Raw genomic sequence first — 11,609 nt, forward strand, 5'->3', positions numbered from 1 at the left:
GTTAAAAACTTTTAAATAAAAACGTTTACAGTTATGGTTTCCTTATTTTCTGCTATAATGGTCATAGAAAAAGTGAGGTTATAGTAAAATGAAATTCAATTTAGAACAAGTAAAAGTATTTGAGAATTACGAAATTGAGAACTGGGAAGAAGGTCAAGTTACCTTAACAACCAAGGTCGTTGACTCTTCGCTCAACTATTATGGTAATGCTCATGGTGGTTATTTGTTTACACTGTGTGATCAAGTCAGTGGTTTAGTTGCTATTTCAACAGGATATGAAGCGGTAACTCTACAATCAAATATCAACTATTTGAGGGCAGGCCGATTAGATGATATGCTTACTGTCATCGGTACTTGTGTTCATAATGGTCGTACTACAAAAGTCGTTGATGTTCACATTAAAAATCAGAAAGACGAAATGGTTACAACTGCTATTTTTACAATGTTTGTAACTGGAGAGAGAAAAGAGAAGTAAAAAAGGTAGGAGTTAGACAGCGTCTGTTTAACTCCTTTTTCTATTGGGAAAAAGATGAAAAAATGATATACTAGAGAGGCAATTTTGACAAAATTAGGAGTAGAAATGAATCCTTTAATAATTGGAATGAATGATAAACAAGCAGAAGCGGTACAAACGACAGACGGACCGCTTTTGATTATGGCAGGAGCTGGCTCTGGAAAAACACGTGTTCTGACTCATCGTATTGCTTATTTAATAGATGAAAAATATGTTAATCCTTGGAATATTTTAGCGATTACTTTTACTAATAAAGCAGCGCGTGAAATGCGTGAACGTGCTATCGCCTTGAATCCAGCTACCCAAGATACTTTGATTGCAACTTTTCATAGTATGTGTGTTCGTATTTTACGTCGTGAAGCTGATTATATTGGATATAATCGTAACTTTACAATCGTTGATCCAGGTGAGCAGCGTACTTTAATGAAGCGAATCATTAAGCAATTAAATTTGGACACAAAAAAGTGGAATGAACGTTCAATTTTAGGTACAATCTCTAATGCTAAAAATGACCTTCTTGATGAAATTGCATATGAGAAGCAAGCCGGAGATATGTATACACAGGTAATTGCTAAATGCTATAAAGCTTATCAAGAGGAATTACGTAGAAGTGAGGCCATGGATTTCGATGACTTGATTATGATGACACTTCGATTATTTGATCAGAATAAAGATGTTTTGGCCTATTACCAACAGAGGTATCAATATATCCATGTAGACGAGTATCAAGATACTAACCACGCTCAATACCAATTAGTTAAGCTATTAGCTTCGCGTTTCAAAAATATTTGTGTTGTTGGTGATGCCGATCAATCTATTTATGGATGGCGTGGAGCTGATATGCAAAATATTCTTGATTTTGAAAAGGACTATCCGCAAGCCAAAGTTGTATTATTAGAAGAAAATTATCGCTCAACTAAGAAAATACTTCAAGCTGCTAATAATGTGATCAATCATAATAAAAATCGCCGTCCTAAAAAATTATGGACTCAAAATGATGAAGGTGAGCAAATTGTATATCATAGAGCTAACAACGAGCAAGAAGAAGCCGTTTTTGTAGCATCAACTATTGATAACATCGTTCGAGAACAAGGAAAGAATTTCAAAGATTTTGCCGTTCTTTATCGTACAAATGCGCAATCTCGTACTATTGAGGAAGCACTTTTAAAATCCAATATTCCATATACAATGGTTGGTGGAACAAAATTCTATAGTCGTAAAGAAATTCGAGATGTTATTGCTTATCTCAATATCCTTGCAAATACTTCTGATAATATTTCTTTTGAGCGGATTGTAAATGAACCTAAAAGAGGGGTGGGGCCAGGAACCTTAGAAAAAATACGGTCATTTGCCTATGAACAGAACATGTCTCTTCTTGATGCCTCTTCAAATGTCATGATGTCGCCCTTAAAAGGGAAGGCTGCTCAAGCTGTTTGGGATTTAGCTAATCTGATTTTGACTCTACGTAGTAAGCTAGATAGTTTAACTGTGACGGAGATTACAGAAAACCTACTGGATAAGACAGGATATCTAGAAGCACTTCAAGTTCAAAATACATTAGAAAGTCAAGCGCGTATTGAAAATATTGAAGAATTCTTGTCAGTGACTAAAAATTTTGACGATAACCCTGAGATTACAGTAGAGGGTGAAACTGGTTTAGATCGTCTATCGCGTTTTTTAAATGATTTAGCTTTAATAGCAGATACTGATGATAGCGCCACTGAAACGGCTGAGGTCACTTTAATGACATTACATGCTGCCAAGGGTCTAGAATTTCCAGTTGTTTTCTTAATCGGTATGGAAGAAGGAGTATTTCCTTTATCGCGTGCAATAGAGGATGCTGATGAATTAGAAGAAGAGCGTCGTTTAGCTTATGTCGGGATTACGAGAGCAGAACAAATACTTTTCCTTACCAATGCTAATACCCGTACTTTATTTGGTAAAACTAGTTATAATAGACCAACCCGTTTTATACGTGAGATTGATGATGAGCTGATACAATATCAAGGGTTAGCTCGACCAGTTAATTCTTCATTTGGGGTGAAATATTCAAAAGAACAGCCTACACAATTTGGTCAAGGAATGAGTCTTCAACAAGCGCTTCAGGCACGTAAAAGTAATTCACAACCTCAAGTAACTGCCCAACTCCAGGCTCTTAACACGAACAATAGCCATGAGACATCATGGGAGATTGGTGATGTTGCAACTCATAAAAAATGGGGGGATGGTACGGTGCTTGAAGTTTCAGGTAGCGGAAAGACTCAAGAGTTAAAAATAAATTTTCCAGGTATTGGGTTAAAGAAATTATTAGCGAGTGTCGCTCCTATTAGTAAAAAGGAAAACTAACTTTCTTCTATTATATACTTAAATAATCAGAGACTAAGAATTGTATTCTTAGTCTTTTTGCATCATTTGAATAGAAAAAATAAGTTATCATCTGGTTTTTACTTACTAAGAAGGTTGATATTAAAGCGTTTTCTAAAAGTGGCCATACTATTTTAAAAAAAGAAGCGTTTCTCTTGCATTCTTTTCTAAAAAGAGTATAATAACAATATCAATTAAATATCAAGTGGTCACTTAAAAATAAAAGCATTTACCAAGCTTTTTACTTGGCAGTCACTTTATAAAGTTGTATAATATTAGTATAGTTAACAACTTAATTAATTTCCGAGTGGTCACTTAAGAAACTCTTGTTATTTAGTTAAGAACAAAATAAGTTTGTACACTGAGATGTACTTAGGAAGAAAGGTATTTATCATGGGTTTAATTTGGTCATTAATCGTTGGTGCTATTATTGGTGCTATTGCAGGAGCAATCACTAACAAGGGTGGTTCAATGGGTTGGATAGCTAACATCTTAGCTGGTTTAGTTGGTTCATTTGTTGGTCAAAGTTTATTAGGAACATGGGGGCCTAAGTTAGCAGATATGGCTTTGATTCCTTCAATCGTAGGTGCGATTATCGTTATCATTGTTACTTCATTTGTATTAGGGAAAAAATCATAACTACATAACTAGTGGAATGATTAGTTAAGAAAGAGAAGGTATTTATCATGAGTTTAATTTGGTCATTAATCGTAGGTGCTATTATCGGTGCTATTGCAGGAGCAATCACTAACAAAGGTGGTTCAATGGGTTGGATAGCTAACATCTTAGCTGGTTTAGTTGGTTCATTTGTTGGTCAAAGTTTATTAGGAACATGGGGGCCTAAGTTAGCAGATATGGCTTTGATTCCTTCAATCGTAGGTGCTATTATTGTTGTCATTGTTACTTCATTTGTACTAGGTAAAATGAATAACTAGAAAAGGAGTTACCTATGTCAAAAGGACTAAAAAGTTTATATACTTTACTAGGTCTAATCTCCCTTACCCTACTAGGATTTGTAGCTGTTATCAGTAAACAACACATTTATCTACCATCTTTTAATTGGTTAGGTTGGGATTTTAATTTGCCATCACCGATTGACGTTGGTATGTATCATTATTTCTTTTGGGGAGCATTAGTGCTGTTTGTAATCGTTTTACTGGCTATATTGGTAGTTCTGTTTTATCCAAGACGATATACAGAGTATAAACTAGCTGATAAAACTGGTAAATTGATGTTAAAAAAATCTGCAATAGAGGGATTTGTTAAAACAGAAGTATTAAAAACTGGTTTGATGAAATCTCCTAGTGTGACAGCTCATTTATATAAGAAAAAAGTGAAAGTTGATGTTAAAGGTCTTTTAACTTCTCGTACAAATGTACCGGAACAACTTGAACATATTCAAAGTGATGTTGAACTTGGCTTAAAAGAATTCTTTGGGTTGGAAAAGAAAATGAACACTAGAGTATTTGTTAAGCAAGTTGAAGAAGAAAATGTTGGAAATGCTAAGACGAATAAAAGTCGTGTAGAATAGGAGTCTAATATGTCAGAATTCGTGAGGAAATACAGATATCCACTAGGAGGTGCAGTTATTGGGCTCGTTTTAGCTGCAATGATTGTAACCATTGGATTCTTTAAAACAATTCTTGCTCTTGTTATCATTGTGCTAGGTGCTTATGCTGGACTTTATGTGCAAAGAACAGGTATGCTTGACCAATTCTTTAATAAGAGAAAATAAAATTTTTCGTTTATATTTATTCTACATTATTTAAATAAAAGAAAGAGGAACTATTATGACTGAAACTTACATCAAAAACACAACTAACAATTCTGGCACGACAGCTGTTCGTGGAGAATTAACTTTCGAAGATAAAGTGATTGAAAAAATTGTTGGAATTGCGATTGAGCATGTAGATGGTCTTTTGGCTGTAAATGGTGGTTTTTTCTCAAATTTAAAAAATAGCGTTGTAAATTCTGATTCAGTTACAGATGGCGTAAATGTCGAAGTGGGTAAAAAGCAAGTTGCTGTTGATTTGGATATTGTTGCTGAATACCAAAAACATGTTCCAACTATCTTTGCCGATATCAAAAAAGTTGTTGAAGCTGAAGTGAAACGTATGACAGACCTTGAAGTGGTTGAAGTTAATGTTAATGTTGTTGATATTAAAACTCGTGCTCAACATGAAGAAGATTCAGTAACTCTTCAAGATCGTGTAACAAGTGCAGCACAAGCAACAGGTGAATTTGCTTCGAATCAAGTTTCAAACGTTAAAAGTGCCGTAGGTAACGGTGTTGATAAAGTGGAAGACATGAAGTCTGAACCACGTGTACAATAATTGATTTAAGTGTAGTTTAAAGTATTGTTATTAGTAGGAGGCTATTATGTCTGAAGAAAAATTTGATGCAAAAGTTGATAAGGTTTCTGGTTCAGTAAAAGAATCTGTTGGGAAACTTACTGGCGATAAAGAAGTTGAATCTGAAGGTAAAGTTGATAAATTGAAAGGTCATGCAAAAGAAAAACTTGCTGACATTAAAGATACCATTAAGGGTGCTTCAGAGAGCTTTAAGAAAAAGGACTAGAAGGTTTGAGGTCATTTATTTATGGAAAATCAAAAACAAGATATTAAAACTTCAGTAACTTATGAAGAAAAGGTAATTGCTAAAATTGTTGGACATGCTTTAGAATCAGTAGACGGACTCTTAGCTGTGAGTGGAGGTTTCTTCTCTAATCTAAAAAATAGCGTTGTAAATTCTGACTCAGTAACTGATGGTGTAAATGTTGAAGTTGGTACTAAAGAAGTTGCAGTTGATTTAGACATCGTTGTTGAATACGGCAAGGACATCCCAGCTATCGTTGAAAGCATTAAAGCGATTGTCAGTCAAAACGTTGAAGTGATGACCCACCTTAAAGTTGTTGAATTGAACGCAAATGTCGTAGATATTAAGACTAAAGCTGAACATGAAGCTGACTCAGTGACAGTACAAGATCGTGTATCTGATGCAGCACAAGCAACAGGAAACTTTACTTCTGAACAAGCTGGCAAAGCTAAAGCAGCAATTTCCTCTGGAGCAGAGAAAACAAAAGAAGCAGTATCAAATGGTACTGAGGCTGCAAAAGGAAAAATCTCAGAAGCTCGTACTAGTGAATCTTAATTCAGTAAACTACTTTTTATGATAAGACACTCGGAGCTGGTCTCCCAGCTCCTTTTATATGATATTTACTAAAGACATTAGATATTAACAAAAAAGATATATTTGCAATATTTTGCTAATTGTGGTTTAATATGTATGTTTTTATTAGGATAAGGAGGGTTGGATGGTTTCTGAACAATCTGAAATTGTAACATCTAAATATCAAAAAATAGCAGTAGCGGTTGCACAAAGAATCGCAAATGGAGATTATGAAGTTGGAGAGAAGTTGAAATCTAGAACAACTATTGCTTCAACATTCAACGTATCACCAGAAACAGCACGTAAGGGTCTTAATATTTTAGCAGATTTACAGATTTTAACTTTAAAGCATGGCAGTGGAGCCATTATTCTTTCTAAAGAAAAAGCAATTGAATTCTTAAACCAATATGAAACCTCTCATTCAGTTGCTATTTTGAAAGGTAAAATCCGTGATAATATCAAGGCTCAGCAACAAGAAATGGAAGAGTTAGCTACTTTAGTTGATGATTTTTTGCTTCAAACACGTGCGGTTAGTAAACAATACCCACTAGCACCATATGAAATTATTGTCAGTGAAGATTCTGAACACCTTGGTAAGTCAATAGGAGAATTAAATGTATGGCATCAAACTGGTGCGACTATTGTGGCTATTGAACACGAAGGGAAATTTATTGTTTCTCCGGGGCCTTTCTCAGTTATAGAGCAAAGAGATCATATCTTTTTTGTTGGTGATGAAGATGTTTATGCACGTATGAAAACCTATTTTAACTTAAGGATGGGACTTTGAGAGAATGAATTTTGTCTTTGATATAGATGGAACTCTTTGTTTTGATGGTATGAGTCTATCTAAAGAAATACAAGGAATACTAGAGAGAGCCCAGATTGATTATGGTCATAGAGTCACTTTTGCTACAGCGCGATCTTATAGAGACACTATAGGTATCCTTGGCGACAAGCTATCTTTATCAAAAATTATTGGTTTAAATGGTGCGACTTTACATGAAAATGGTCACTTAGTGGATAGTTACTATTTACAAAGTGACTTTTTTAGTACTATTATTTCATATTGTCATCGCCATCAGATTCCATATTTTGTTGATGAGGTCTTTAATTACGCTACTTATCAGGCTTCTAAAATTCCCTTTATTGCTTATGTTAATCCTCAAAAAAGGGGAGAGCTTCTAGAAGTTTCTAAAATTGAGAAACCGATAAAAATGGTGTTGTATTTTGGTGATCAGCTGGGAAGGGCAGACCAAATGTTAGCGGAATTAAATCGTTTTGGACTTAGTAGTCACTTTTTCCACGAATTTGAAAAATGTTTGTACATAAATCCCATTGCAGTTGACAAGGGAAAAGCCACTAAGAAATTATTTGGGAATCGTTTTATAGCTTTTGGCAATGATAAAAATGATATTTCTATGTTTGATGCTGCGCATTATAGTGTTCAAGTAGGGGATTTTGATGAACTGACTCCTTACGCTAATTTACGTGTATCAAGAGAATCTGTACATGAAGGAATTACAATGCTTTTTGAAAAATACAAGGGGATTACGTAATGGATTTATTCCTAAGTTTAGAGAGGAAATTTAAAGCTGCAAGTGACAAAGAAGTTTCTAAGCAACAGGAGGCTTATTTACGCCATCATTTTAAGTGCTATGGTATTAAATCACCTGAGCGACGTATGCTCTACAAAGAGCTTATAAAGGCCGCTAAAAGACAAGCAAAAATTGATTGGCAATTGCTTGATAAATGTTGGCAAAGTGACTATCGTGAATATCATCATTTTGTACTTGATTATCTATTAGCTATGAGTCAATTTCTCACATATAATGATTGCTCTAGACTAGAGTTTTACGCTCGTCATCAACAGTGGTGGGATAGTATTGATGTTCTGACTAAGATTTTTGGGAACTTATCCTTAAAAGATGACAAGGTTATGAATTTACTGTCAGAATAGTCACTTGATCAAGATTTTTGGATGAGGCGACTAGCTATTGAGCATCAACTAGGATTTAAAGGAAAAACAAATGCTGATATTTTGTCACTTTTTATTTTAAGAAATACAGGAAGTCAAGAATTTTTTATCAATAAGGCGATTGGCTGGGCGCTTAGGGATTATTCAAAGTATAATAAAGTATGGGTAAAGGACTTTATCAGTAATCATTGTGATGAGTTGTCGACTTTGAGCATACGCGAAGGAAGTAAGTACCTTTAATTATCAGTTCAATTATTCGAAAAAGAAGAAGCTTCATAGTAAAATAAAGGTAATTGATAAGGAGGTAAACTTATGACAACATTTCTTGGGAATCCTGTTACTTTTACAGGAAAACAGCTACAAGTTGGGGATATTGCAAAAGATTTTTTACTAATAGCTACAGACTTATCTCAAAAATCTTTAAAAGATTTTGAAGGGAAAAAGAAAGTTATTAGCGTTGTTCCTTCTATTGATACAGGTATTTGTTCAAAACAAACACGTACTTTTAATGAGGAATTATCAGAGCTAGATAACACAGTGGTTATTACTGTTTCTATGGACCTTCCATTTACTCAGAAGCGTTGGTGCAGTGCTGAAGGCCTTGATAACGTGATTTTATTATCAGATTTTTATGATCATTCGTTTGGTCAAGAGTACGCTCTTTTGATGAATGAGTGGCATTTGTTAACACGTGCAGTTCTTATTTTGGATGAGCATAATAAGGTGACTTACACCGAATACGTTGACAATGTTAATTCAGATGTTGACTACGAAGCGGCGATTAATGCTGCAAAGATATTACCATAAATAATAAGGCTGGAAAATTTTCCAGCCTTATTATTTATATAGACAGTGAGAACAATTAGAGATGAAATGTTGTCATTATTCATCTTTTTCAATATCAACATTGTTTTTAAATATTAGATACATAACTCCATTGTAAGCTACACCGGACATAATACTAGACAAAATAACTTTTAAAGAAAATAGTGATACAATCAGCGGAGTGTTATTGCTAGTTGTTAAACCCAAGATAAGCCACTGGATGACAGTATAAAATATCCCGATTTTGATAAATTTTTGTTTGTTTTTCTTTATTGCTACTGGATAGTCATTTTTTGAGATTTCTAGTGGCGTTATTAAATCATGACTGTTGAGATAAGAGGGAATAACAATTAGAAAAATACAAAAATATAGAAAGAATGTTAAAGCTAGGAGAGTATATGCAGTCTCTGTGGGATATTTACTTACCGTGAACCAGGCGATGATAGAGGATAAAATGTGATAGAGGCTAGTGGTTGCAAATAATAGATTTCCAAGGTAATTGATTTTTTGTTCTCTGTATTCATTGAATGGGCCATTAATACCATATAGGGATTTTATTAATTTTATCCCCAAATTTTTCTTTTCTTTCATAATATTCTCCTATCCTTGAACTATTTAATAAAGTTTGAGATTGAAATAATAACACGACCTAACCTCCCGAGTTTTCATAGATTTAGAGAGTCTAATCTGTTATAGATGTCTACTATCCCAAAAAAGAGTATTGAGGTCTGTTTGTAGGCATTCCGCTAGTCTTATACAAAGATCTAGCGAAGGATTGTATTTATTATTTTCAATAAGGTTTATTGTTTGTCTGGCGACACCAACTGATTTTGCTAAAGCTAATTGAGATATGCTAGCTTTAATTCTGTATTCTCTAAGACGATTCACGATTATTAGCTCCTTTAGTAAAGAATCTAAGAAGAGTGTCAATTATATGTGACAAATAAATATAAAAAACTTGTTTCCAGTCAAAATAGAAACAAGTTTAATGATTTTAATCAGTATAAGATAATGAGAGATTAACCCTATCGGTTATAACTATTTTTCTAAATAGCTATAGTTGTATGTAGAGTCAGTATTTTCGCAAGCAAATTGTTTGTTTGGATAACAAGCTGCTTGTGGTTTATTACCCAAAAATTCAGTTGAATCTTCTTCAGTATAGATGTTAGGCTGATTTTCAAGTGATCCTGAAGCGCCTGAGTGATAATCCCAATCAACAGGTCTTGCATCATAAGAAATTACGGGAGCGTTCTCTTTAGAATAAGGTGTTTCTGAAAGGTAAACAGTATATTCTTGTTCAGCTGTTTTTTTCATATTTTGAATAAAATATTTTTCTCCTGATTTTGTAGTTGGGATAAGATTTTCTTCAAAGAGTCTGTTATAGACATTGGAGACAGTTGCCAATTGAAAACCCGTTAATGTGTGGTTAAATAGCGGTTGTTTAGTTTTGGCATCAACCATTTTAATCGAAATGGTTGATTCTGTACGTGCTAAACTTTTAGCATTTTTAGAAACATAGTAGCGTTCTGTAATGATGTCAGATTCTACTTCAGCTGATGAGCGACTTAATAGTGGACGGATATTCCCGATTTGGTAGTGAATATTTTCCTCATTAAAGTCATAATTGAAAATCAATTTATCAATTTGAAGGTTTTGTCGTACATTCGTGCTAATACGATGTTGAAGTTTGTAACCTTCTTTATCTAAACGAGAGTTTAAAAAAGCTTCGTAAGCAGACTTAGAAAGTGCATAGTCTGTGATATAATCTCCAACACGATAACCGTTAAGTTCCGAATCAGCAGTGTGTAGATTTGTGTATTCATCTAAAACTTTTCCAGAAGATTCTTCAACAAAGTAAATACGGTGTGATATAGCGACTGGAGTCCCCCATCGAACTTCATGTGTTTCTGTTACGATAGGAGTAACAGTACAAGTTACTGGAACGTCAATCCAAAATTTGTTTGGACCGTCTTTAGGTACAGTAACACCGTCGTTATCAATTGCTATTTCTTCTGTCTTGCCATCATCTAATTGACGCTTCAGATAAGCACTTTCCTTAAACTCGATGTTGCTGTATTGAACGTTTTTACTTTCTCCTCCAACACTAGAGTTTAAATTTCGAGCAATATAATCTAGAATTTCTTCTTTACTTAAAGTTTGTCCCATCTTTACATTGACTTCGATATAATGCGGTAAAATGCTATTTCCGTTTTGATCAGTACCTGTAACATTTACAATAATGTGAGGATTTGGGTTTTCTACGTATTGGCGGTCACTAGGACCAGCAATAGCGTGGGCTTTTTCAGTGTAATAAAGACTCATCGATAGTACGAGCGTGCAAACTCCAATCGATAGTATACGTTTAAATGTTTTCCTAGACATTCATAAATCCTTTCATTTTAAACAATAAATTGTTTAGTTATCCTAAAATAAAGCAGTGAATGATAGGAATTAATCTCTACGACACTAAGTTATACTGATATAAAAATCAATAAATATAGAAATGTATATATTAATTTAAAATCTATATTTATTTTATATTACCATAAAAAAGCGACAAATAATATAATAATTCGAAAAAATATTTAAATATACAAATGAAAACCTTTACCGATATTAATTGTCTTATAATTATTATATATTAAAATTAAATGTTTTAGATTATGTCATTTTTACAAATAATAGGTTTCATTAAAATGTATAAAATTACAAATTTTTATATAATTATTTTACTATTTTAATTGAAGGAGTTGTGATATTATG

The 11,609-nt window shown here is 33.7% G+C and carries 15 protein-coding genes and 1 pseudogene; 13 read left to right on the forward strand and 3 right to left on the reverse strand.

The window, feature by feature from the left end:
• Nucleotides 1-88 precede the first annotated feature (88 nt).
• From HMPREF9171_RS108250 to tpx, 13 genes and pseudogenes are all read left to right on the forward strand, one after another.
• The gene (locus HMPREF9171_RS108250) at nt 89-475 is read left to right on the forward strand and encodes a PaaI family thioesterase (RefSeq protein ID WP_000671268.1); all 387 of its coding nucleotides are present in this window, start codon (nt 89-91) and stop codon (nt 473-475) included.
• 105 nt (nt 476-580) lie between these two features.
• A complete protein-coding gene (gene pcrA, locus HMPREF9171_RS108245) occupies nt 581-2,860 on the forward strand; it encodes a DNA helicase PcrA (protein ID WP_001068631.1) in 2,280 nt (759 codons plus the stop codon).
• Nucleotides 2,861-3,271: 411 nt separating this feature from the next.
• The gene (locus tag HMPREF9171_RS108240) at nt 3,272-3,517 is read left to right on the forward strand and encodes a GlsB/YeaQ/YmgE family stress response membrane protein (protein WP_000523009.1); all 246 of its coding nucleotides are present in this window, start codon (nt 3,272-3,274) and stop codon (nt 3,515-3,517) included.
• A gap of 47 nt (nt 3,518-3,564) precedes the next feature.
• Nucleotides 3,565-3,813 carry a GlsB/YeaQ/YmgE family stress response membrane protein gene (locus HMPREF9171_RS108235; protein WP_000053320.1) on the forward strand — a complete coding sequence of 83 codons (249 nt, stop codon included), beginning with the start codon at nt 3,565-3,567 and terminating at the stop codon, nt 3,811-3,813.
• A 14-nt stretch (nt 3,814-3,827) separates the two neighbouring features.
• Nucleotides 3,828-4,409 carry an alkaline shock response membrane anchor protein AmaP gene (amaP, locus tag HMPREF9171_RS108230; protein ID WP_000033486.1) on the forward strand — a complete coding sequence of 194 codons (582 nt, stop codon included), beginning with the start codon at nt 3,828-3,830 and terminating at the stop codon, nt 4,407-4,409.
• Nucleotides 4,410-4,418: 9 nt separating this feature from the next.
• Nucleotides 4,419-4,613 carry a DUF2273 domain-containing protein gene (locus tag HMPREF9171_RS108225; RefSeq protein WP_001288927.1) on the forward strand — a complete coding sequence of 65 codons (195 nt, stop codon included), beginning with the start codon at nt 4,419-4,421 and terminating at the stop codon, nt 4,611-4,613.
• A 55-nt stretch (nt 4,614-4,668) separates the two neighbouring features.
• Nucleotides 4,669-5,211, forward strand: coding sequence for an Asp23/Gls24 family envelope stress response protein (locus HMPREF9171_RS108220; protein ID WP_000141119.1), 543 nt, complete (start codon nt 4,669-4,671; stop codon nt 5,209-5,211).
• Nucleotides 5,212-5,257: 46 nt separating this feature from the next.
• Nucleotides 5,258-5,455 carry a CsbD family protein gene (locus tag HMPREF9171_RS108215; protein WP_001288036.1) on the forward strand — a complete coding sequence of 66 codons (198 nt, stop codon included), beginning with the start codon at nt 5,258-5,260 and terminating at the stop codon, nt 5,453-5,455.
• A 21-nt stretch (nt 5,456-5,476) separates the two neighbouring features.
• Entirely contained in the window at nt 5,477-6,028 is a 552-nt protein-coding gene (locus tag HMPREF9171_RS108210) for an Asp23/Gls24 family envelope stress response protein (RefSeq protein WP_000431297.1), read from the forward strand.
• A gap of 163 nt (nt 6,029-6,191) precedes the next feature.
• The gene (locus HMPREF9171_RS108205) at nt 6,192-6,833 is read left to right on the forward strand and encodes a GntR family transcriptional regulator (protein WP_000253261.1); all 642 of its coding nucleotides are present in this window, start codon (nt 6,192-6,194) and stop codon (nt 6,831-6,833) included.
• A 4-nt stretch (nt 6,834-6,837) separates the two neighbouring features.
• The gene (locus tag HMPREF9171_RS108200) at nt 6,838-7,602 is read left to right on the forward strand and encodes an HAD-IIB family hydrolase (protein WP_001011970.1); all 765 of its coding nucleotides are present in this window, start codon (nt 6,838-6,840) and stop codon (nt 7,600-7,602) included.
• Nucleotides 7,602-8,261, forward strand: a pseudogene (locus HMPREF9171_RS1000000113805) (DNA alkylation repair protein). Before HMPREF9171_RS108200 ends, HMPREF9171_RS1000000113805 begins: the two are co-directional and overlap by 1 nt.
• Before the next feature lie 72 nt (nt 8,262-8,333).
• Entirely contained in the window at nt 8,334-8,828 is a 495-nt protein-coding gene (gene tpx / locus HMPREF9171_RS108195) for a thiol peroxidase (protein ID WP_000206528.1), read from the forward strand.
• 75 nt (nt 8,829-8,903) lie between these two features.
• On the opposite strand, the gene HMPREF9171_RS108190 is transcribed toward tpx, so the two are convergent.
• The 3 genes from HMPREF9171_RS108190 to HMPREF9171_RS108180 all read right to left on the reverse strand — a co-directional run bounded on the left by HMPREF9171_RS108190 (nt 8,904) and on the right by HMPREF9171_RS108180 (nt 11,168).
• Nucleotides 8,904-9,437, reverse strand: coding sequence for a DUF3278 domain-containing protein (locus HMPREF9171_RS108190; RefSeq protein ID WP_000660098.1), 534 nt, complete (start codon nt 9,435-9,437; stop codon nt 8,904-8,906).
• Between the two features lie 99 nt (nt 9,438-9,536).
• Nucleotides 9,537-9,734: a helix-turn-helix transcriptional regulator gene (locus HMPREF9171_RS108185; protein ID WP_001081068.1), complete on the reverse strand. Its 198-nt coding sequence runs from the start codon at nt 9,732-9,734 to the stop codon at nt 9,537-9,539.
• 150 nt (nt 9,735-9,884) lie between these two features.
• Nucleotides 9,885-11,168 carry a hypothetical protein gene (locus HMPREF9171_RS108180; RefSeq protein WP_000061217.1) on the reverse strand — a complete coding sequence of 428 codons (1,284 nt, stop codon included), beginning with the start codon at nt 11,166-11,168 and terminating at the stop codon, nt 9,885-9,887.
• Nucleotides 11,169-11,609: the final 441 nt, after the last annotated feature.

Source organism: Streptococcus agalactiae ATCC 13813, assembly GCF_000186445.1.
GTDB classification, from domain to species: Bacteria; Bacillota; Bacilli; order Lactobacillales; family Streptococcaceae; genus Streptococcus; species Streptococcus agalactiae.

Excerpts from the sequence above, each read along its gene's own strand:
- tpx (WP_000206528.1), top strand. The coding sequence starts at position 8,334 with ATGACAACATTTCTTGGGAATCCTGTTACTTTTACAGGAAAACAGCTA.
- HMPREF9171_RS108180 (WP_000061217.1), bottom strand. The coding sequence starts at position 11,168 with ATGAGTCTTTATTACACTGAAAAAGCCCACGCTATTGCTGGTCCTAGT.
- HMPREF9171_RS108215 (WP_001288036.1), top strand. The coding sequence starts at position 5,258 with ATGTCTGAAGAAAAATTTGATGCAAAAGTTGATAAGGTTTCTGGTTCA.
- HMPREF9171_RS108250 (WP_000671268.1), top strand. The coding sequence starts at position 89 with ATGAAATTCAATTTAGAACAAGTAAAAGTATTTGAGAATTACGAAATT.
- HMPREF9171_RS108235 (WP_000053320.1), top strand. The coding sequence starts at position 3,565 with ATGAGTTTAATTTGGTCATTAATCGTAGGTGCTATTATCGGTGCTATT.
- amaP (WP_000033486.1), top strand. The coding sequence starts at position 3,828 with ATGTCAAAAGGACTAAAAAGTTTATATACTTTACTAGGTCTAATCTCC.
- HMPREF9171_RS108220 (WP_000141119.1), top strand. The coding sequence starts at position 4,669 with ATGACTGAAACTTACATCAAAAACACAACTAACAATTCTGGCACGACA.
- HMPREF9171_RS108240 (WP_000523009.1), top strand. The coding sequence starts at position 3,272 with ATGGGTTTAATTTGGTCATTAATCGTTGGTGCTATTATTGGTGCTATT.
- pcrA (WP_001068631.1), top strand. The coding sequence starts at position 581 with ATGAATCCTTTAATAATTGGAATGAATGATAAACAAGCAGAAGCGGTA.
- HMPREF9171_RS108210 (WP_000431297.1), top strand. The coding sequence starts at position 5,477 with ATGGAAAATCAAAAACAAGATATTAAAACTTCAGTAACTTATGAAGAA.
- HMPREF9171_RS108200 (WP_001011970.1), top strand. The coding sequence starts at position 6,838 with ATGAATTTTGTCTTTGATATAGATGGAACTCTTTGTTTTGATGGTATG.
- HMPREF9171_RS108225 (WP_001288927.1), top strand. The coding sequence starts at position 4,419 with ATGTCAGAATTCGTGAGGAAATACAGATATCCACTAGGAGGTGCAGTT.
- HMPREF9171_RS108205 (WP_000253261.1), top strand. The coding sequence starts at position 6,192 with ATGGTTTCTGAACAATCTGAAATTGTAACATCTAAATATCAAAAAATA.
- HMPREF9171_RS108190 (WP_000660098.1), bottom strand. The coding sequence starts at position 9,437 with ATGAAAGAAAAGAAAAATTTGGGGATAAAATTAATAAAATCCCTATAT.